Below are 21,648 nucleotides of genomic sequence, written 5' to 3' on the forward strand. Positions count from 1 at the left end.
TAACAGTATGGCTTAATCAATTTTTCTTTTTCGGAACCATAAATCGTTTAGAGATAGTCCCACATTTAATTTAAAATAACTTTCTTCAATTAAATCTGCTGCTGTAGTACCTCTTCTACCAACCTCAAAACCAAGGTTCAAATTAGAAAAACTTCTACCCAGCGGCAAACCAAATCCAAAAGTTATGCCAAAGTTGTTTATATCCTTATTATTAACAACCATCCCTGTTTTATCAAAACGCAAACCAGCCCTGTAAGTCACTCTTTTCCAGTAACTTGTAAATGGACCAGAATCAGGAATATAGAATCCACCTATAGCCATAGAACTCGCATCATTATAAACTAAATTATCAATGGCTAAAAAGTCATTTGAAAAATCACTCATTTTCTGAAAACTGTACTCAGCCCCTAAAAACCATTCTGTTTTTTTACCATAACCAATACCTAGCGTAGTTTTTGTAGGAATCTTCAAGTCAGTGTTTTTAAGTACTTGTGCATCTAAATCAACCTCATAGGTTTCAACATCACTACCCGTAGTTAAAGAAAAAGAACCAACTTCTTGTGTGTTTTCTGAAGTAAGATTTGCTTGTGTATTTATACGTAAAGAAGCAAATAACGTATGCTTATTCTCAAAAGTAGGCGAATAATTCAATGCATAATTAAAGTCAAAACCGTTTACTCTTGATGTTCTATTGTCTTGTACACCTAACTGTACATCTTTTGTGCTTTGTATTCTAGTACTCTCTAAAGTACCAAAATTTAGGTTTGCAGTAACCCCAACACTTAAATCTTTAGCAAATTCCCAACCAATTGAAAAATACGCCTTATTTAAACCACCACTACCTGTATATTGATTTGTAACTGTTGAATCTGCAGTAACTGAAAGTAAATTGTAACCTACAGATGAAACCGGCATAATACCAAAACCAACTCCAAGTCCTTTTTTTAGACTGAAGCCAATTGCCAAATAATCTAAATTTGTTACTTGATTACTTTCTTGTGCTGTAAAACTTTTTAGTTGTAACTGTTTATACGACATACCTGCGGTATAGGTAGTCATACCAAAGTCATCACCCACCTGAACCCCTAATTGACTGTAGGCTGCTGGGTTTTGAAGGTTTACATGAATACTATCAGTATACATACCAATACTACCCATCATTTGGTTCTCATAGGTACTTTGCGAACGCAAATCACCAATTCCGAAGTAAGAGTAAGGAGAAACTGAACCATCTTGCGCAAAGACCCCTGTAGCGGCGATAAGCGCTATAACAATACCAATTTTTTTAATCATTTAATGCTTATTGTATTCCAACAGATAATTCAATCCTTCTAGTAGAAAATTTGGATTCGCAAATATGGGATTTTTTAACCGTTTAGACAAAAAATCAGCATCACCGCCTGTTAAAATAACTGTTAAATCTCTGAAGCGCAATTTATACTGATCAATTACACCATCAATTTCAGCACACATTCCGTTAAAAACTCCGCTATGTATACTGGTTTCAGTTGAATTTCCAATAAAATCTAGAACATCAGATTTTTCTAATAGTGGTAATTTTGCCGTTTGCTCATGTAAAGCCCGGTATCTCATATTTAATCCTGGTGATATTGCACCACCCAAATATTCACCATAATCATTAACCATATCATAGGTTAGGCATGTACCTGCGTCTAACACCAAAGTATTACCTCTTGGGTTATGATAAAATGCAGCGGTTGCCAGTGCAATTCGGTCAACACCTAAAGTACTGGCTGTAGCATATGAATTTTTATATGGAGTACTGGTATTTTGCGTTAATTGCATCACATTGCAAAATACAGACAACACTGCAAGTGTTTTAGGATCGAGGTTTCGAACAGAGGCTACCATGCCCCATTTAACTTTCGAATAGACGTCACAAATCTCTTTTAAACGCAAAGGCAAGCCTTTTTCATCTATTATTTCTTGAAAAATCAACTGTTTTTTATCAAAAACAGCAACTTTAATCAACGTGTTTCCGGCATCTATAACTAGGTTCATACAGCAAAGATCAAAAAATGTATACAAATGAATGCCTTTTTTTCGTCTTTTTTGTTTGTAGTTCCTTTTTTTGAAATTATATTTGCCACCGCTTTAAGAAAGCATGGTGCCTTAGCTCAGTTGGTAGAGCAATGGACTGAAAATCCATGTGTCCCTGGTTCGATTCCTGGAGGCACCACAACAAATCCTCACTTTTAGTGGGGATTTTTTGTTTTACATATGCATTATTTATACATATTACATAGCAAGTCGATAGACAAATACTACACGGGAGAGTCGGTAAAGCCAGAAGAAAGATTAGTACTTCATAACCAACATCATTTTAAATCTGGTTTTACTAAAGCTGCATCTGATTGGGAAATTGTTCTAAACACAAATGCAACACCAAAGAAGATGCCTTATTCCTAGAAAAATTCATTAAACGAATGAAGAGCAAAAAATTTATTATAAAGATTATTGAAAACCCAGAAGTTTTATTTGATATTCTAAATAAAAAATAACCCTGGTTCCCCCGATGCTTCGGGGCTGGAGGCACCACAACAAATCCTCACTTTTAGTGGGGATTTTTTGTTTTACATATGCATTATTTATACATATTACATAGTAAGTCAATAGACAAATACTACACGGGAGAGTCTGTAAAGCCAGAAGAAAGATTAGCACTTCATAACCAACATCATTTTAAATCTGGTTTTACAAAAGCTGCATCTGATTGGGAAATTGTTCTAAAACACAAATGCAACACCAAAGAAGATGCCCAATTTCTAGAAAAAATCATCAATAGATTTGTAAAGCAAAACAAAGAAGCAGTCCAATTAAACTTCTTTCGTGAACTTGTTGACACCTCATCAAATTTATAGCACCGTTCATCTATCGTCGCTGTTATTAAACAGACTTAACAGCCCTTCAACAAATAAATTAGCCTTAAGGCCAAACTAAGCCCAACTTTGCAGACTTAACCCGAAAATCCTATTTATGAAAACAGTTTTACTTATTAAAGAAATTTATACAGAAGGTTTTAAAAACCTAGGAAACTTAATCGTTAAAAAATATTTTAAATTTTTTGCTTGGTTTAGTTTTATAATGTTCGCAATTGTACTTTATGCTTTTATTTTTAGAGTATCAACAGGCTTTCCTTTTGAATAAATAAAAATTATAGAGAACATAATTTTATAGACTTCTTCTACTTTAAAGCGATTTAGCCTTGGCAATTTTGCACGTAGAAGCGTTTAAACAAAAAATGAAACCGCAATCAAATACGTTGCGGTTTCATTTTTTGTTTATTTCAAGTATTACAGTTCATAATTTATAACGATATCTACCTTATTAAATAATCACAATTCATAGTAAGGATTACTTCATTTTACTACTTATAATAAATCTTCTAATCGAATCAGTAATGATTACTATCTTAAGAAAACAATATTTATTCTAACAATTTGATGAAAAAGTCCCTAATATTTATTCACACTTTATTATTAGTTTTCACTGTTCTGAATTGTAAGGCTCAAGAAGTAAATGACAAAATTCAACTTATTATTGATGCAGATACCGCCAATGAAGTTGATGATCTTTTCGCTTTAGTTCGCGCAATAAATGAACCGAAGTTTAATTTATTAGGCATTACTTCAGCACAATTTCACACCTCACCACTTGCTTCTGATTCTACAGTTTATGAGAGTCAAAAAATTAATGAAGAATTAGTTCAATTACTTAATCACGAAGAAATAGTGCTGCCTTTAGGCAGTAATCATCCATTAAAAAATATTTCAAGCCCCGCACAATCAGAGGCTGCTGATTTCATTATAAAAAAAGCACATGAATTGAAAGAGGGTCAAAAATTACAAGTCGTAATTTTAGGACCCTGCACAAACCTAGCATCTGCTATTTTAAAAGACCCTAGTATTATACCGAAAATTCAAGCTCATTATATTGGTTTTTGGCATAATACAACTACAAACACCTATGATAAAAAAGAATTCAACACAAATAATGACCCGCTTGCCGTTGATGTGCTTTTAAATGCGCCTAAACTTGATTTCTCTGTTATGACTGCTACTACTTCTCAACATTTGGTATTTAGCAAAAAGGAAGTTGACCAGTATTTAAAAGGTAAGGGAGGAATCTCTGATCTTTTAGTAAACCGCTGGGAGACTTATGACAGATGGTGGACCAAAGAAGACCCTGAAAAACAAAAATGGATTATGTGGGATCTCGCAATTATTGAGGCCTTAATTCATACTGAATTGGCAGAAAAAACTACATTTATAACACCAAAAGAGAATTTACAGCGTCCCATAACAATATATACGAAAATTGCGGTGGCGAAAATGAAAGCTGATTTTTGGACCAGTATTAAAAAATATCAAATCAATAAAAATTGATCAATGAATACTTTTGACCAAAATACTCTTATCTCAGCCTTGCAAGAATATTTGCACGTAAACAATTGGCTACTCTCAAAAAACGAAGCCATTTTAGCAATAGAAAAACCAGGTGAGGGCAATATGAATGTTGTTTTACGTATTAAAACGAATCAACGTTCATTTATTCTAAAACAGTCACGTCCATTTGTTCAAAAGTATCAGCAAATAGCCGCTCCATTAGAAAGGCTATATGTAGAATATCAATTCTACAAAACATTAAAACAAAGCGCATTAAGCGCGCATATGCCTAAAATATTAGGCTTTGACATTCAAGACTATTTAATGCTTTTAGAAGATCTTGGTGATTGTGAAGATATGGTCACCATTTATAACAAAAAAGAAGTTGACAAGAAGGTATTTCAAAAATTGATATTTATTATTGGGCTTATTCATCGCACAAAAGTGACTGATGATTTTCCTGAGAATAAAGAAATGCGCCAACTAAACCATCAACATATTTTTGTACTACCTTTTTTAGAAAACAATGGGTTTTCTTTGGATGAAGTTCAAATGGGGCTTCAAGAATTATCACTACCCTACAAGCAAGATAAAGCCCTAAAAAAAGTAATTAAAAAAGTAGGAAAAAAATATCTATCTAAAGGAAATACCCTTTTACATGGCGATTATTATCCCGGAAGTTGGATGACCGAAAAAAACAACCTTTATGTTATTGATCCTGAATTCAGTTTTAAAGGATTCGCTGAATTTGACTTAGGGGTTATGGCTGCACATTTAATAATGGCTACAGGAAAGAAAAAATATTTAAATCGCATATATCAGAATTATGATGGCGAAGTTGATTTTAAATTACTTTCACGAGTTGCAGGTATTGAGATAATGAGACGCATTATAGGCCTGGCGCAATTGCCATTAGATAGAACAATTGAAGAGAAAAAAGCACTCTTAAAAAAAGCACGCAAAATGATTCTAGCATGAAAATCAAACTGATTATTGCCACTTGTACTATTTTCGTTACTCTACTTTCATGTAAAGAATCTGAATCTAAAGTAGATATACCTTCACCCAAAAAGTCGGCATTTATAGCTGACACTATTAAGCTATCTAAAGAAGAATATTATGATAAGGTATTAGGTGCATTAGTTGGCTCCGCAATAGGTGATGCAATGGGGGCTTCTACAGAAATGTGGCACAGAAATGAGATTCAATTAAAATACGGATATATTAATGGCCTTACTGCTGCAACTCGAGAACAGTCACCAGAAGGTACTTGGGACCATAACCTTCTCGCCGGAGCAACTACTGATGACACCCGTTGGAAATATTTTATGGTTAACTATTTTTCAAGCAATAAAGTAAAATTAAGCCCTGAGCAATTTTCAAAATTTATTACAGACTACTATGCATCATTAACCAAAGAGTTAGGAGGTGATGCTATTGCTAAAAACCCTGATTTATTAGACAATCAAATTGAAAAAGTAGATTGGATAAAAGAATGGGCACGGGTTGCACTAGCTTATCAGAATAATGGCAAAGCCTATCAAAAAGCACTAAACCGTTTTTATGGCGGCGAAATGTCTTGTGCCGGACAATTATATACGCCCATGTTCGGGTTAATTGCAAACAACCCTGAAGAAGCTTACAGCACTGCCTATGAGCATTCAATTTTTGATATAGGGTATGCTAAAGATATTTCTGGCCTTGTGGCCGCGATGACGCAAACAGCCATGCAAACAAAGAATATAGATTCAATTCTCAACACTGCCATTTTTGTAGATCCTTTAGGTTATAAAAGCAGTAGGTTGGTAATGCGAATTAGTCAAAATGTTCTTGATGCTGCACGCCGTACCGTTTTAGTTTCAAGAAATTTAAGTTTAGAAAAAGATTCTCTAGTTACGGCGGTTCCAAAAGGATATACTCATACCGAGCAAGATTGGTTGCAACAAGATTATTTATATACCTATTTAGATAATGATAAAAAGGCAATTGCCTTTCATGCTGGTGAAATTTGGCAAATTACGGTAACCGCTATTGCTTTTGGTCAAGGTGATTTTGAAAAAACAATGCAATTCATTGTAAACTATGGTCGTGACAATGATACAGTCGCAGCTGTTGCAGGAATGATTCTAGGCGCAAAAGATGGTTATTCGAATTTACCAACACCTTTAAAAACTACTATTTTAAAAGTTAGCAAAGAAAACATGGGTATTGATTTAGAAGCAATGGCACATGAAATGACCACATCTTTTTATCAGTAAAATAAAACCTCGATTACCAAATACGTGAAACCTTATTTAATCCGAAATCATTAAACAATAGTTCGTCTTCACTTAAATTTTCAAGAATCAGACTATTGTACGGTTCATTAGGAAAAAGTTGAGCAGTCATTACATGTTGCCCCTCATTAATAAAAATTTCTATTGATGATTGATCAACCAAAATTCGTACTTCGTATGCATCTTCTGGCAATTCATTAATTGGCATTTTCTGAATACTTCCAAAATCTTCTTGAAATTCGGTCTTACCTGAATTCACTCTATTAAGGGTAACCATATTTTCATCATCACTTACCGTCAGTATAACTTCTTCTTTTAAAGAATTACTCAAGCTTAATTGAAAATTTTTAGCTTTCGTTTTAAACCGAATTTCAGACTGATTTAAATCTTTAAAATTCAATATTTCATTCCCGTTACTTGCAATTGAAATATCTTTTGTTTCACCTTCAGAAATAATATTTTGAAGATTATCTATCGGATAATTCAATAAGGTATAAGCACCATCAATTTTACTTAAACTCAGTGTTCTAGGTAAGGTCATAGCACTACGCCATTTTTCAGTAGGTGTATCTCTTGCGTACGTCCAGTTACTCATCCAACCAATAAAAATTCGTTCATCATTAGGCTCATTATCATAGGTAACCCCAGCATAATTATCGGTACCCCAATCAATCCATTTAATATCTTTTTGATTGGTGGTAAAAGTTTTTCCATCAAAATCACCAATAAAATATTGAGTTCCACTGCCGCCATTTGGTGCACCCGGATTAATGCTAATTAGCAATACCCATTTTTCTTCTTCAGTATCACCAACTTTCAATTTAAATAAATCAGGACATTCCCAAACTCCGCCATGAGCCCCAATTTCTTTACCAAATTTACCAGTCAACGACCACGATTTTAAATCTTTAGAACTATAAAATTGCGCATGATCACCCGCTACTAAGGTTAAAACCCAGTTTTTTGATGGCTCATGCCACATCACTTTAGGATCTCTAAAATCTTTGATATCTGTATTTCCTATTACCGGATTGCCCTCATACTTTACCCATGAATCTCCATTATCTAAACTATACGCAATACCCTGCGTCTGAAAATCTTTTCTACCCGCTTTTTCTCCTTCCATCAAATGATAGGTATAAATTGCCACGAGAGGTGGGTTTTCTAATGAACCAAAACCTGAAGTATTCTGTTTGTCAAGCACAGCACCACCTGAAAAAATTAAGCCCAATTCATCAGGGTATAAAGCAATAGGTTTATGTTGCCAATGAATTAAATCTTTACTTGTAGCATGCCCCCAATGCATTGGCCCCCAAACAATATCTTCTGGGTAATACTGATAAAACAAATGGTAAATTCCATTATGGTATACCATACCATTTGGATCATTCATCCATTTTTCTTCGGGTGTAAAATGATACTGAGACCGATAAGGCTCATTGTAATATAGTGAATCAACTAGATCATTAGAAACTACTGTTTCAACCTTCTTTTGCTGTTCTTTACAGGCAAAAAATGTCATTGAAATTAATAGTATAATTAAGAGATTTCTCATGGATTGAATCGTTAGTGTCGTTAATAGAAATATATAATAACATCCCTAAAATAGTATATTTGCGGTAATAAATAGATAGCATTCTGAAAATAGCCTTAAACATTTTACTATTCATACTAATTGCAACCAATGCAATAGCTCAAACGAAAATTGATCGTTCACTCAAGCAATTGAATAGCGAAAGTGTACCGTACATAAAAGTTGATAGTCTTTCAAAAATAGCTGATATAATTTTGCTTGATACAAGAGAAAAAGCAGAATACGATGTCAGTCATCTTAAGAATGCTATTTGGGTTGGTTACAATGAATTTGAAATTGACTCCGTTTTAAATAAAATTCCAAATGCTAAAAGTAAAATAGTTGTTTACTGCTCAATTGGGGTACGCTCAGAAGATGTTGGTGAAAAGCTACAAAAAGCTGGCTATTCAAATATCAGCAATTTATATGGTGGAATTTTCGAATGGAAAAATGAAGGCAAACTAGTGTATGACACCCTAGGTAATGAAACTGAACAAGTGCATGCATATAATAAAAATTGGGGTAAATTATTAACTGCAGGTGAAAAGGTTTACAATAAAAAGAAAGCAAAAAACAAGCGGAAAGTTATAATAAACAATTAATAACTTCTAATCACTTATAAATTTATCAAGTATTGGGTATTATAGTTAACAATCAGAATCAAGAAAATAAAAAAACAGTCCACTACAATCTTGTTGACTCTAAAAACTTACTCCTTATTTTCACCCGCAACCCTGTTTTAGGCAAGTGCAAAACACGACTTGCCGCAAAAGTAGGTGATGAAGCTGCCTTAGAAATTTATAAATTTTTATTGCAACATACAGTTTCTTTCACACAGAATTTAAATGCTGTCAAACAAGTTTTTTACTCTGAGGATATCTGGGAAAATGACATTTGGAATTCTATGTTCTTTGATAAAAAATTACAAGTAGGGGCAGATTTAGGCATACGAATGGCTAATGCTTTTCAAGATGGATTTACATCTGGGTTTGAAAAGATAATCGTTATTGGCAGTGATATGTATGATTTAAGTCAGAACGATATAGAAGCTGCTTTTACATCCTTAGAAAAAAATGATTTTGTAATTGGCCCAGCAGACGACGGAGGATATTATTTATTAGGAATGAAAAAATTCAATGCTGCACTTTTTCAAAATAAAAAATGGGGAACTTCATCAGTTCTTGAAAGTACGGTACAAAATTTAGAGGGTGAAAAATTGGAATTACTTCCCATCCGAAATGATATTGATGTTTATGAAGACATTGAAAACCAAAAAGTCTTTTATCCATTTATAAAACACATGAAAGCATGACACAAAAACAATTAGATGAATCGGTTGCTTATTTAAAAAGCAAAGGATTTGATTCACCTGAAATAGGCATAGTTTTAGGAACAGGTCTTGGAAAATTAGTTGATATTATTCAAGACCCAATTGTAGCTCACTATAACCATATTCCGTTTTTCCCACTAGCTACTGTAGAATTTCATACCGGCAAACTTATATTCGGTAGTATTGAAAACAAGAAAGTTGTAGTCATGCAAGGGCGTTTTCATTTATATGAAGGTTATGATTTTCAAGACATCACCTACCCTATTCGGGTTATGCATTTATTAGGCATTCAAAAATTATTCATTTCTAATGCTGCTGGCGCCATAAATCTCGATTATAAAAAAGGTGACATGATGCTCATTGAAGACCACATTAATATGCAAGGTGGCTCTCCATTAGCATTCAAAAACGTTGGAAAATTTGGTGACCGTTTTGTTGATATGATGGAACCGTATGACGTTGACATGCGCCAAAAATTAATTGCCATTGCTGAACGAGAAGGCATTAATTTAAGATCGGGAGTTTACACTTCAGTAGTGGGCCCGCAATTAGAAACCAAAGCAGAATACCGAATGCTAAAACTTATTGGTTCAGATGCGGTAGGTATGAGCACAGTACCTGAAGTCATTGTTGCCAATCATTTGAGACTGCCTGTTGTTGCCGTCTCTGTTTTAACTGACGAATGTGATCCAGACAATTTACAACCTGTTAATATTGAAGAAATCATAAGAATAGCAGGCGAAACAGAGCCAAAAATGATAAAACTACTTTCAGAGCTCATAAAAGTAGTTTAACGAATATGAATACAATTTGTAAGGTTTGGAACAACTATTGAACTAAACTATGAAAGTAAATATATTTCGATGTTTAAAACCTTAATTTTTACAGCTTTAAGTACGCTAATTTTCTGTGTACAAGAATACAGTAGTGATATACAATCTAGTTTTGAACCATCTCAAAATGAGGCTTTGTATGGCACAAATGATCACACCTTGTGGAATTCACTTCTAGCAAAACATGTTGATGCCGAAGGAAATGTAGATTACGCTGGTTTTGTGGCAGATAAAGCCAAACTAGAAACCTATTTAGAGCAACTGAATAAGAATACACCCGCAGATAATTGGACTAAAAATGAGAAACTAGCCTATTATATTAATTTATACAATGCTGCTACGGTTAAATTAATTCTAGACAATTATCCGCTGAAAAGCATTAAAGACATTAATAGTCCGTGGGATAAAAAATGGGTGCTAGTAGGTGGAAAAAAGCAATCACTAGGCAATATTGAACATAAAATTTTACGTAAAATGGATGAACCTAGAATTCATTTTGCAATCAATTGTGCTTCATATTCATGTCCCAAATTAGTGAATAAAGCATTTATTGCAGAAACTATGGAAAAGCAATTAGAGGCGGCCACTTTAGACTTTGTAAATGATGCATCAAGAAATAAAATTTCAGAAGATAATGTGCAATTGTCAAATATTTTTAAATGGTACAAATCAGATTTTACAGAAAACGGTTCTTTAGTTGATTATTTAAATAAATATTCAAAAACCAAAGCACAAGAAAATTCTAAAATTTCGTATTTAAACTATGATTGGGGTTTAAATGAAGCGCGATAATTCACCACAAATAAGTGTAATTATTCCTGTACTTAATGAAGCAAGTACAATAGCAAATTTGCTTTTATATCTTCTTAGATATAGTTCAGTAAAAAATATCAAAGAGATTATTGTAGTTGATGGTGGAAGCACTGATTATACCGTTGCTGAAGCAGAAAAGCAAAATGTGAAAGTCATACATTCAATAAAGGGTAGATCCATTCAAATGAATTGTGGTGCTAAACACGCATCTGGCAGTATTCTCTATTTTCTTCATGTAGATACTTTACCACCAAACAACTTTGACATTTCAATTTTAACTGCAATTAATGCTGGTGCCCAAGCAGGTTGCTTTCGTATGAAATTTGATAGTGATAGTAAATTTTTGAACGCATTTGCTTGCTTAACAAAACTCAATTACAAAATTTGTAGGGGTGGTGATCAATCTTTATTTATTACAAAAACATTGTTTGAAAAGACAGGCGGTTTTAATGAAAACTACTTGGTTTATGAGGATAATGAATTTACAGACCGACTTTATGAATTGGTAGATTTTAAAATATTACCACGTCATGTAATCACTTCAGCTAGGCGTTATAAAGAAAAGGGAGAAGTAAAATTACAATATCATTTTGGCATGATGCATCTTAAAAACTACATGGGCGCTGGGCCCGATAAGCTTCACGAATATTACTCTAGAAAGATAGCGGTATAAGATTATTTTGGGTTAGATTTTATATGCACATCCAACTGTGGAAAAGGAATAATTATATTGTTTTCATTGAATTTATGGTTTATTGTTCTTCTAATATCACTTTTCATTCGATCTGAACCAAAAATAGTACTACTATAAAAAAGCACTTGAAAGTCTAAAGATGAATTACCAAAATTCACAAGTCTTGCCTCTATTAATTTTTCATCATTAACCTCAGGATGTTCTTTAGCGCTATCTTCAAGAATTTTTATAACAAACTCCACATCACAACCATACATAACGCCTACCTCTATTCTAAAACGATTTTGTTTTGTTTGATGACTCCAGTTAATGACTTTATTCGTTGTTATTAAAGAATTAGGTATTATTATTGAAATATCATCGGTATTTAACCCTTTAGAGGTACGCAAACCTATCTCTTGTATTTTTAAAATAGCACCATCAATTTCTAGAATATCTGCTACTCTAATAGATCTTTCAGAAAGCAAAATAATACCAGAAATTATGTCATTAAATGTTTGTTGTAAGCCCAAACCAACCCCAACTAATAAAGCAGCGGATCCAGCTAATAAAATTGACACTTTTACACCTAACGACTCTAATATAAAGCCCACTGCAATTACCCAAATTATGTATTTTATTATTTGAAACAATGAATATCTATTGCCTTCATTGAACTCATCTAAATTGTTTTTTCGAAAAATAGATTTTTTAATTAAAGTCAAAATCACTTTAGTGATGATAATAATTAATAAAACCATAAACAAAGCAATTACCTTCAAGCTATATTTTCCAACGCTGAAAAGCTCAAATTCTAAAAAATTATTTATCAATTCCATATAAACCACATTAATAATTATTTATCTAATGTATCACAATAATTGAATAAAGTAACCATTACCCAATTTTCTGATAAAATGATTATTCAAAGGTTTTCTAAACCAAAATACCCCCTCTTTATCAGCACTCCATAATTTTGTATTTTAATAAATCATATTATTCAATTCTCTATAATGAAAACAACAATTGTTTACTTACTTTTTATGTTATTTTCATTAAATGTAATTGGTCAAGAAAATATCGAGGAACAAAATAATGTGCTTATACCCCAACAGAAACTTTCATCCTCAGGTATAAATTATCCTCAAGGCGTAAATGGTGAGGTATTCAAAAGCTTCAAAGTAAATTATCAATTCTCAGAAAAAATGCAGCTACAACTGCAACATTTTTATGAAAAGTATGGTACGCATGAACAAACCATTTCTTCATTTATGCTCAAATGGTATATTAAAAATAATCTTTACTTGTTTTCAGGTCCAGAGGCAACATTTGACATCAACCAAGAAACTGGTGAATTTGAATCAATGGGTGGCAATTTATTCGGAGGTGTAGGGTACGAAGTAAATCCTAATTTATTATTAGAACTTGGTTATCGGGCAAGAACTTTTAATAATACAAAAGAAAGTTTTGGCAATATTTCACCAAATTCTTTTATACTAAGAGCAAGCTTCTAGATCTTCAACGTATTCGACCAATTTCACCACTTTCAAAATCTAGAATAATACCTTCAGATATCCATTTTGCTAAAGCTTGTCGATTCTCGGGCTCCAATATGCGCCTTTGGTCTTTTTTATTTCTGATGTTACCAATTTCAATAAAGGTCATTGCCGGGTGCGTACGCTTTACAAGATATAAGGCTGTTCGATCTTGAAAAGTACCTGAATACGTTCTATTAGGTTGATACTTTTTATATTTCTTTTGAAATGTTTTATGAATGCTTTCAGCCAGTTTTTTGCCATTCTTACTTTTTTCATGATGATAGAAAAAGACATCAATATTCTGACCTTTACTTCTACTATCAACATGAGTAACGATTAACCGCTGAAATTTTCCTCTATTTTCACTATGAAGTTTGTTTACAATATCGACGCGTTGTTTCAACCGTGCAACTTGATTTAATGGAATTTTTTTATCCAAATAAGCCACCTCATCATGATCTATTTTAAGAATTCTCTCATCACGTATACCATCATTAGGGTCTCTAATAATGATATAAACTGTGGCGCCATGTGACAATAACTCTTTTGCTAAACGCAAGGTAATATCATAGGCATATTCATCTTCTGCAATAGATGTGCCTGCATATTTTGCCATAGCGCCAGGATCTGGTCCTCCATGACCAGAGACCAAATAGTACACCGCACCTTTCAAGCGTTCACTTTGAGAAACTACTGCCGAGTGCTTTTCACCAAAAATTTTAAACTCCCTACCAATTACCTTTTTTATTTCAGTCGCTTGCTTTTGAATTTCAGCTACTACTGGTACCGTGTCTATTTTTTGATTTGGAATTTTATATGTTCTACCAGCATACAGATGTACACTATCTCTTAGGTTTTCAATATTAAGCGCAACAAATTCATCAAAATAATCATAAGCAGGAATACCCTGTTTACGAAGTAGTGATAGAATACCATCTCCACTTTCAGCCTTTACCGCAATTAAAGAGTCTTGTGCTGCAAGTTGGCCATTGCATAAAATAGCCAAAATTAAAAATATCCTTAAAGTGTTTTTTAAATCTCGTACGCTCATTAATAGCTTTTGCATGAAGAAACCAAAAACAATGCCTAAAACAACATTGCCGTCAAACAAAATTACACAAGCAAAAGAAAACCGGAAAGCTTAAATCTAAATTTAGTTAACTATTTACTTAACAATTTAAAAATATTGACCAATACCAAAGACAATACCTCTAGCTGCGTCTTTTGAAATTCCGTAACCATAATCAATTCTAAAAACCGCATTGAAGATTCGTTTATGTACAAATCGAATTCCAACACCAGGGTACACTTTTATATTTTCAGCGTTGGTAAAATCATCTAATCCACCACCAGGGTTTCTCCAAGTACCGGCATCAACAAATATATTTCCTTGTAAAATAAACCAATCTTTATCAACCAAATTATGACGGTATTCTGTATTAAAAACAACCGTACCCGTACCTCTATCAATAGTATTCCCTACTCCTCTAATATTAATATTATTATCTACCGAAAATGGAGCAAACGGAGTGTTCTCATTACTTGAGAGCCCAACTCTCAATCGGTTTGCCCATACCCCTTTACCATATAACTCTCTGTAATAGATTAAATCATTAAAACCAATTACAAAACTTGGAAAGCCGTCTTTAATGGCTTTTACATATTGAAAATTAAAAGTATTTCTAAAACCGTTTAGTAATTGATAATCATAATTAACACCATCATACTCATGAATTAATTTGAACAATGCTTTGTCTATATCAAGTGTCAATGGCACATTAATACTTGTCGCACCAGATTCGTAATCATAATTTTCGGTGAAAACGCCCCCACCAAAAGACAGTCGATTGCGTGAATTTATTTGGTGAAGTGCTAATAATTCAATTGCTTTATTATTGTATCGATAATCAGCTGAAGTACCTTCAAAGAAAATGGGTTCTAAAGTGATTAAATTGTGATAACTTAAAGCAAGTCCCCATTTGTTACCAAAGAGATATGGCGCTTTAGTAATTACGCCATAAGAGTTAAAAACATCATATTGATAAAACCCACCAACAGTAATATTTCTACCAAATAAATTAAACTCTTGCGCACCTATTCTAAAAGCAAACTCATCATTACTTGAGGTATAAATGCTGGCAAATGGTATTAATGTGAAATTCTCTATGACACTAAAAATTACATGCGCACTTTTTTCCGAATTGTAAACTACTTCAAAATTCGCATGAGAAATAGAAGGTAATCGTTTTAAATACTGTACATCATCTAAAACCAAAAGGGAATCAAGTTCTGTACCTTCAACAGTTTGAATGAGTTTTTTTAAAAAAGTAAGTTTCGTTTTTGTTGCACCTTCAATAGTGATTTTTGAAACAATGGATTGCGCCGAAATAGTTACACTCACTAGTAAAAACCATATCAGAAAAAATTGTTTTATAAAAGTCAAGACCTAATTCTTTTGTAGCGTAAAAGGCAATTCAACAAAAAGATTCACCCAATTATCTTCACTTACCCCCATAAGTGTAAAATTGTAATCGCTATTTAATTCTAATAAAGGGGGTGTTTCACGAGTTACATTTAAAACCACATTATTTGTTTCATAGTATTGAAACGTTTTTTGTTGAGTATAGGTACCAGAAAGTAAGTTATTTTCAATATCAGAAACAACTTGAAAATATATAACGGTATCATCATTATCACCATCTGACCATGAAAATATGGGCATAGTAGAATCTAAATTGGTGACAGCAACACTGTCTTGAAGGTATTCTGTAGGTTTTGAGTCTTTTTTTATTTGGATAGGATTACACAAATGCAATTTACCATCCTCTTCAAAGGATACAATAACCCATGCACCCTCATCTACCCTTGTTTCAATTTTCTTTAAATAGCCATTGAATACATCTTGAGTATTCACTTCAACCTCATCATATTCAGAAAAATCATTCTTATCAGAGTTTGAAGTACGAGTTTCAAAATAACGAATATTGGTAACCCCCACTCTAGGATACAAGAAAACGCTTGTACGACCGTCGTTTAGATTACTAGCAGCACATGCAATCACGTTATCTCGAACAACCTCTATGTCATTAACTGCAGCTTCTAAAGTGCCTGCAATTATTTCTTTATCAACCGAACAACCACAAACTATAAAAGCTAAAAAAACAAGTATGTATCTCAAACTAATTCAATTTATAATGTTCTCTAATAACCTCTTCCGCTTTCTTATTTTGTGGCGTAAATCGATTATCATTTACGCCACCAGATTTTTCATGATTAATAAACCATTTCCAGATATAACCGCCAGCAAACCACTCTTCAGGCCAAAACTCTTCAAAAATCGCCTGTGTAGCAATAGCCTGACCTTCTAGGTTCACATTTTCTTCGTTGCGATCAACAAGCCAAGGTTTTTTTCCGGTAAAGTCCATACTTCGATAACCAAACTCAGTAAATATTACGGATTTTCCTTCTTTTTTTGACAATTCAGCAATAGGTTTTTTCCATTTTTGCCATCCTAATTTCAATTGCTCAATAGTTGGTGTTCTTTCTTCTGAAAGCGGAAAATAAGCATCAATACCTATAAAATCTAAATCAGCCCAAAAGGGCGTTCTTGTATACTCATCCCAATTTGCCGCATAAGTTAATTTACCGGTGTAAACTTCTTTTACTTTTTGTATTAAGTTGGTCCAAAACTGAGGTCTATTTTTTACAAATAAATCCAATTCTGTACCAATACAAAACATATCAATCTTTGCTTCTTGGGCTAATGTTGCGTACGAAATAATAAAATTTTCATATGAACTTTCAAGAATTTTCCAATCTTCATCATTTGCCATGGTAATACTACCTGTAAATTGACCTTTAGAAACCCATATTTGAGGTTTAAGCATTACACTTATTCCGTTTTTATGAAGCAAGGCAACATACTGTTTTGCCCCTTTTTTGGTTTCACCAAACCATTGCCTTTCCGCGTTAAAAACAACCTCAGGCGAATTTAAATCACGAATAAAACCAAACGGCATTACAGCAGCATGAGTAGCGTGAATCGCAACTACTGGATCAATATGATTTTGGGTAACCTCTTCTCTAGATGCAACAAAACTTACACCATTTATTTTATCAACTACCTGGCCTGCGCATGACAATTGCATCAAGGCCAAGATTAGAAGTCCTAATTTTTTCATTCATAGCGAATTAGGCCCCTAAAATAGCTTTTTTATTAGTTAGTGCTATAAAATGACCCGCAAACCTAAATTAAATGTCTGTCCTAAGCCCGTATTATTTCCTCTAACAAAATTGGTATATAACACCTCTAGATTCAAGGCACTTGTCAATTGATATTTTACACCTCCACCTAAAGCAGTATAGTTTTGACTAAAATTATTCCCCAAATCTAACCGTTGCGAATGTTGAGCTAATGCTAAAATGGTAAACTTATAGCTCGGAAAATAACTTAAAAAAACACCCGGTGCCAAATTCATACTATTGTTAGCAAAGCTATCGCCAGCTTTTCCGAAGTTCAATTCAGTATTCAATTCAGAAAATAATTGCCATTTCTCACTAGGAAAAGTATAATCATAAAAAATACGGTTTTGCCATACAAAACCATTTTGCTCTAAATAAACCCCATTTTCAGTTTCATTATCAATTAGCGGAATAAAAAATGCACTTTGAATTGACAGGTTACTTAACGCCGCAACTGGAACAAATTTAACGGATGGAGCGAAAGCAGTAAGACCAGATCTAGCCGAACTAGCATCGCTATCAAATTTAAAAACATCTAATGCTGGCCGATCATTAATAGTATTACTGCGCACCCTAGCAATGGCACCAACACTCCATCTTTTATTTTCACCTACGCCTGTATACGCTTCTAAAGTGGCTGTAAAAAAGTTTGCTCTAGCTATTTTTCCACTACTAAAGGTACTTTTAGTTTCTGTATAGAGATTATTAAACCATTTAAAATCCCATTGCCCTTTTCCCATTAATTTTGAAGGTGTGTATTGCTGAATATTACTTTTATCAGCCGGGTCATCAATAGGATCATCTTGAGCTTGAAGACAAATACAAAACAGAAAAGATTGAATGAGAACTACGATGTTTTTTTTGAAAATCATTACTTAAAACTTAATTTATCTTGAATATAGTCACACTTTAATAGTAAAACTTACGGATTACAAATTTTATGGTCTAAAAAATAAAATATTAAGTTCTTACCTTTAATTACGACAGAACTTCAAAACAGAATCAAATAACATGGAACATATAGTTATAATTGGAAATGGAATTGCAGGTGTTACGGCCGCCAGACACATTCGCAAAAATTCTGACAAAAAAATAACTATTATTTCTGCCGAAACTGATTATTTCTTCTCGCGTACTGCGCTAATGTATGTGTATATGGGACATATGAAGTTTGAACATACCCAGCCGTACGAAAATTGGTTCTGGAAAAAGAATAGAATCGACTTGGTTAAAGCTTATGTAAATGAGGTTAATCATGAAAGTAAAACATTGCTTTTATCCGATGGAAATACAATTAGTTACGATAAATTAATTATTGCTACCGGTTCCAAACCAAATAAATTTGGCTGGCCAGGACAAGACTTAAAAGGTGTTCAAGGCTTATATTCAAAACAAGATTTAGACCAGTTAGAAGCAAATGCCCCCAATAATAAGATCTGCAAGCGTGCTGTAATTGTGGGAGGCGGTTTAATAGGCATTGAATTAGCCGAAATGCTTCGCAGTAGAAAAATACCCGTTACTTTTTTGGTACGTGAAAGCAGTTTCTGGAATGGCGTTCTTCCAAAAGGAGAATCTGAAATGATTAATGAACACATTCTCGAGCATCATATAGATTTACGTTTAGAAACTAATTTAGTTGAGATACTATCCGATGAAAATGGCAGAGCAAAAGCAATCACAACTGATAAAGGTGATACTATTGAATGTGATGTTGTTGGCTTAACAGCCGGAGTCACTCCCAATATCGATTTTTTAAAAGATTCAGGTATTGCATTGGGGAGAGGTGTTAAAGTGAATCGTTTTTTAGAAACTAATATTCCAGATATATATGCTATTGGTGATTGTGCAGAACAACATGAAGCAATCGGCAACCGAAGGCCCATTGAAGCTGTTTGGTATACTGGGCGAATGATGGGTGAAGCCTTAGCACAAACCATTTGCGGTAAAAAGCGCGAATACAATCCTGGGCATTGGTTTAATTCAGCGAAGTTCTTAGATGTTGAATACCAGACCTATGGATGGGTGTTTAGTGAAAAAGGATTAAAAGAAAACGAGCAACACTTTCATTGGCGCCATTCTAAAGAATTTATATGTATTACGATTGCCTTCGATAAGAATTCTAGGAAATTTTTAGGCATTAACACCTTTGGTATTCGAATGCGGCATGAAATATTTGACCGCTGGTTAACCGAAGAACGCCCTGTTGATTATGTTCTAGAGTATTTAAAAGATGCCAATTTTGATCCAGAGTTTTATTCAAACTATGAAGCTGAAATTATATCAAAATTCAACACGGAATTTGGAACAACTATTTCACCTAAGAAAAAAAGTTGGAAACGAATTTTTGCAAAAGCGTAAAAGAATATGAAAACTATAAAAAACATAGGATTAGTAATATTCTTAATTGGATTGGGCATTTTTACAGTGCTTCCTTTAATAGGAAATTTTAAATTAGACCAAACTACGTTTGATCAAATTGTTGCTGACAAAGGGTTTAAAAGCGAACTATTTATTCAGTCGATGCAAACTGAAGTTGTTGGTAGAGAGTTTAGTGGCATGACAAGCCTCTCCCCAAAAATAGTCGACGCCCTTGAAAAAGCAAACGCACAACACAGAATAAACAAGGAATATAAAAAGGTAATTTACACATCGCCACATGATATGGCCTCCCTTATTGGCAAAACTTCAGGCATAGGATTTATAGCTAATAATAAAGGTTTGATGTGGTTTTTAACTTTCGGACTCGGTATTATTGGTGCCTTACTTTTTATACTACCCAATATTATTCTCCAAGGCAAAAAAGGGATTAAAAATGACGGTATATATCACGAAAATGCAACAAACAAAGGTTGGGTAGCATGGTTGGTTTTTATCTTTCTGGTAAGCTTTTATTTAGTACTGTATTTTAGACCAGAATTTGCAACAAACTGGACGTATTTAGTAGACCCTATTAGTGAAAGTTTAAGCGGAAACCCCGCAGGTCATTGGTTTGTTTACGGTTTTATGTATTGCGTTGTTATGACGGTTATGGCTATTAGAATGTACATAAAATACCGCCATAATGTTTATCAAATGGTACGAACAACTTCGGTATTGTTCTTTCAAATTGTTTTTGCTTTTTTGATTCCTGAAATCATGACACGACTACAAATGCCGTATTATGATTTTAAGAATGCTTTTCCGTTAGATTATGATTTTTTCTTTCAATGGAATTTAAAATCACTTTTAAATAGTGGTGGCATTGGGCTTTTCATTTTAGTTTGGGGTGTTGTGCTTACTTTGGTAATTGTGCCCGTTATGGTCTATTTCTTCGGAAAAAGATGGTATTGTTCTTGGGTTTGCGGTTGCGGGGGTTTAGCCGAAACATTGGGTGATCCGTACAGACAACATTCAAGTAAATCATTATTCTCATGGAAAATAGAACGTTGGTTAATTCATGGCGTATTGCTTTTTGCCGTAGTAATGACTGGCATGACTTTGTACAGCTTTTTTGAAGAAACTAGTACAGTTTTAGGAATTAAAACACAAAGCATTCAAAACACATATAGTTTAGCTATTGGTTCCGTTTTTGCCGGAGTAATCGGAACTGGGTTCTACCCTATTTTCGGAAACAGAGTCTGGTGCCGTTTTGGTTGTCCGCTTGCTGCCTATTTAGGATTTGTACAACGATTTAAATCACGTTTTAGAATAACCACCAATGGCGGTCAATGCATTTCATGTGGCAATTGTTCAACCTATTGTGAGCAGGGTATTGATGTTCGTGCCTATGCCCAAAAAGGCGAAAACATTATTCGATCAAGCTGTGTAGGTTGTGGCATATGTTCAGCCGTTTGCCCACGTGGTGTTTTAAAATTAGAAAACGGGCCTGAGGAGGGTCGCATAAATCCAACTGAAGTTTTATTAGGTAATGATGTTGATTTAATGGATTTAGTAAATAAAAAGTAAGGCAGAAAATATTGATAAC

At 33.6% G+C, this 21,648-nt stretch carries 23 protein-coding genes and 1 tRNA gene; 15 read left to right on the forward strand and 9 right to left on the reverse strand.

Annotated elements, in window-relative coordinates; translation table 11 throughout:
* Nucleotides 1–12: 12 nt before the first annotated feature.
* Both JQC67_RS00970 and JQC67_RS00975 read right to left on the reverse strand, forming a co-directional pair.
* Complete coding sequence (locus JQC67_RS00970) at nt 13–1,293, reverse strand: hypothetical protein (RefSeq protein ID WP_203250998.1); 1,281 nt, start codon at nt 1,291–1,293, stop codon at nt 13–15.
* Complete coding sequence (locus JQC67_RS00975; RefSeq protein ID WP_203250999.1) at nt 1,294–2,022, reverse strand: type III pantothenate kinase; 729 nt, start codon at nt 2,020–2,022, stop codon at nt 1,294–1,296.
* Between the two features lie 105 nt (nt 2,023–2,127).
* On the opposite strand from JQC67_RS00975, the gene JQC67_RS00980 reads away from it, so the two are divergent.
* The 7 genes from JQC67_RS00980 (at nt 2,128) to JQC67_RS01010 (ending at nt 6,664) form a co-directional block, all read left to right on the forward strand.
* Nucleotides 2,128–2,200: transfer RNA gene (locus JQC67_RS00980), tRNA-Phe, on the forward strand.
* A gap of 41 nt (nt 2,201–2,241) precedes the next feature.
* On the forward strand, nt 2,242–2,430 hold the full coding sequence (locus JQC67_RS00985) for a GIY-YIG nuclease family protein (protein ID WP_238934428.1): 189 nt from the start codon (nt 2,242–2,244) through the stop codon (nt 2,428–2,430).
* Between the two features lie 170 nt (nt 2,431–2,600).
* Nucleotides 2,601–2,882 carry a GIY-YIG nuclease family protein gene (locus JQC67_RS00990; RefSeq protein WP_203251000.1) on the forward strand — a complete coding sequence of 94 codons (282 nt, stop codon included), beginning with the start codon at nt 2,601–2,603 and terminating at the stop codon, nt 2,880–2,882.
* Nucleotides 2,883–2,997: 115 nt separating this feature from the next.
* Nucleotides 2,998–3,168 (forward strand): DUF6747 family protein, encoded by a 171-nt coding sequence (locus tag JQC67_RS00995; RefSeq protein ID WP_203251001.1) that lies wholly within the window; start codon nt 2,998–3,000, stop codon nt 3,166–3,168.
* A 296-nt stretch (nt 3,169–3,464) separates the two neighbouring features.
* Nucleotides 3,465–4,406: a nucleoside hydrolase gene (locus tag JQC67_RS01000; protein ID WP_203251002.1), complete on the forward strand. Its 942-nt coding sequence runs from the start codon at nt 3,465–3,467 to the stop codon at nt 4,404–4,406.
* Nucleotides 4,407–4,409: 3 nt separating this feature from the next.
* Nucleotides 4,410–5,384 (forward strand): phosphotransferase, encoded by a 975-nt coding sequence (locus tag JQC67_RS01005; protein ID WP_203251003.1) that lies wholly within the window; start codon nt 4,410–4,412, stop codon nt 5,382–5,384.
* Entirely contained in the window at nt 5,381–6,664 is a 1,284-nt protein-coding gene (locus tag JQC67_RS01010) for an ADP-ribosylglycohydrolase family protein (protein WP_203251004.1), read from the forward strand. The genes JQC67_RS01005 and JQC67_RS01010 overlap by 4 nt, the downstream gene beginning before the upstream one ends.
* Nucleotides 6,665–6,677: 13 nt before the next feature.
* Here JQC67_RS01010 and JQC67_RS01015 read toward each other — a convergent pair whose 3' ends face one another.
* On the reverse strand, nt 6,678–8,237 hold the full coding sequence (locus JQC67_RS01015) for a glycoside hydrolase family 32 protein (RefSeq protein ID WP_203251005.1): 1,560 nt from the start codon (nt 8,235–8,237) through the stop codon (nt 6,678–6,680).
* Nucleotides 8,238–8,386: 149 nt separating this feature from the next.
* Here JQC67_RS01015 and JQC67_RS01020 point away from each other — a divergent pair, with 149 nt between their 5' ends.
* The 5 genes from JQC67_RS01020 to JQC67_RS01040 all read left to right on the forward strand — a co-directional run bounded on the left by JQC67_RS01020 (nt 8,387) and on the right by JQC67_RS01040 (nt 11,904).
* Nucleotides 8,387–8,857: a rhodanese-like domain-containing protein gene (locus JQC67_RS01020; protein WP_394369462.1), complete on the forward strand. Its 471-nt coding sequence runs from the start codon at nt 8,387–8,389 to the stop codon at nt 8,855–8,857.
* A 32-nt stretch (nt 8,858–8,889) separates the two neighbouring features.
* Nucleotides 8,890–9,567 carry a TIGR04282 family arsenosugar biosynthesis glycosyltransferase gene (locus tag JQC67_RS01025; protein WP_203251007.1) on the forward strand — a complete coding sequence of 226 codons (678 nt, stop codon included), beginning with the start codon at nt 8,890–8,892 and terminating at the stop codon, nt 9,565–9,567.
* Entirely contained in the window at nt 9,564–10,379 is an 816-nt protein-coding gene (locus tag JQC67_RS01030) for a purine-nucleoside phosphorylase (protein WP_203251008.1), read from the forward strand. The genes JQC67_RS01025 and JQC67_RS01030 overlap by 4 nt, the downstream gene beginning before the upstream one ends.
* 69 nt (nt 10,380–10,448) lie before the next feature.
* Entirely contained in the window at nt 10,449–11,210 is a 762-nt protein-coding gene (locus JQC67_RS01035) for a DUF547 domain-containing protein (protein WP_203251009.1), read from the forward strand.
* The gene (locus JQC67_RS01040) at nt 11,197–11,904 is read left to right on the forward strand and encodes a TIGR04283 family arsenosugar biosynthesis glycosyltransferase (RefSeq protein ID WP_203251010.1); all 708 of its coding nucleotides are present in this window, start codon (nt 11,197–11,199) and stop codon (nt 11,902–11,904) included. The genes JQC67_RS01035 and JQC67_RS01040 overlap by 14 nt, the downstream gene beginning before the upstream one ends.
* Nucleotides 11,905–11,906: 2 nt before the next feature.
* On the opposite strand, the gene JQC67_RS01045 is transcribed toward JQC67_RS01040, so the two are convergent.
* Nucleotides 11,907–12,743, reverse strand: a complete 837-nt coding sequence (locus tag JQC67_RS01045) for a mechanosensitive ion channel family protein (protein WP_203251011.1) — start codon at nt 12,741–12,743, stop codon at nt 11,907–11,909.
* Nucleotides 12,744–12,917: 174 nt separating this feature from the next.
* On the opposite strand from JQC67_RS01045, the gene JQC67_RS01050 reads away from it, so the two are divergent.
* Nucleotides 12,918–13,418: a hypothetical protein gene (locus JQC67_RS01050; protein ID WP_203251012.1), complete on the forward strand. Its 501-nt coding sequence runs from the start codon at nt 12,918–12,920 to the stop codon at nt 13,416–13,418.
* 4 nt (nt 13,419–13,422) lie between these two features.
* On the opposite strand, the gene JQC67_RS01055 is transcribed toward JQC67_RS01050, so the two are convergent.
* From JQC67_RS01055 to JQC67_RS01075, 5 genes are all read right to left on the reverse strand, one after another.
* Nucleotides 13,423–14,493 carry an N-acetylmuramoyl-L-alanine amidase family protein gene (locus tag JQC67_RS01055; protein WP_203251013.1) on the reverse strand — a complete coding sequence of 357 codons (1,071 nt, stop codon included), beginning with the start codon at nt 14,491–14,493 and terminating at the stop codon, nt 13,423–13,425.
* Nucleotides 14,494–14,619: 126 nt separating this feature from the next.
* Entirely contained in the window at nt 14,620–15,843 is a 1,224-nt protein-coding gene (locus JQC67_RS01060) for a BamA/TamA family outer membrane protein (protein WP_317198345.1), read from the reverse strand.
* A gap of 45 nt (nt 15,844–15,888) precedes the next feature.
* Nucleotides 15,889–16,620: a hypothetical protein gene (locus JQC67_RS01065; RefSeq protein WP_238934430.1), complete on the reverse strand. Its 732-nt coding sequence runs from the start codon at nt 16,618–16,620 to the stop codon at nt 15,889–15,891.
* Between the two features lies 1 nt (nt 16,621).
* Entirely contained in the window at nt 16,622–17,623 is a 1,002-nt protein-coding gene (locus tag JQC67_RS01070) for a glycoside hydrolase family 113 (protein WP_203251014.1), read from the reverse strand.
* A gap of 45 nt (nt 17,624–17,668) precedes the next feature.
* Nucleotides 17,669–18,556: a hypothetical protein gene (locus tag JQC67_RS01075; protein WP_203251015.1), complete on the reverse strand. Its 888-nt coding sequence runs from the start codon at nt 18,554–18,556 to the stop codon at nt 17,669–17,671.
* A 139-nt stretch (nt 18,557–18,695) separates the two neighbouring features.
* Between JQC67_RS01075 and JQC67_RS01080 the strand changes: the two genes are divergently transcribed.
* Together JQC67_RS01080 and JQC67_RS01085 are read left to right on the forward strand one after the other, a co-directional pair.
* Nucleotides 18,696–20,042 (forward strand): NAD(P)/FAD-dependent oxidoreductase, encoded by a 1,347-nt coding sequence (locus JQC67_RS01080; protein ID WP_203251016.1) that lies wholly within the window; start codon nt 18,696–18,698, stop codon nt 20,040–20,042.
* Between the two features lie 6 nt (nt 20,043–20,048).
* A complete protein-coding gene (locus JQC67_RS01085) occupies nt 20,049–21,629 on the forward strand; it encodes a 4Fe-4S binding protein (RefSeq protein ID WP_203251017.1) in 1,581 nt (526 codons plus the stop codon).
* Nucleotides 21,630–21,648: the final 19 nt, after the last annotated feature.

The organism is Aurantibacter crassamenti (genome assembly GCF_016811105.1).
Taxonomy (GTDB): Bacteria; Bacteroidota; Bacteroidia; order Flavobacteriales; family Flavobacteriaceae; genus Aurantibacter_A; species Aurantibacter_A crassamenti.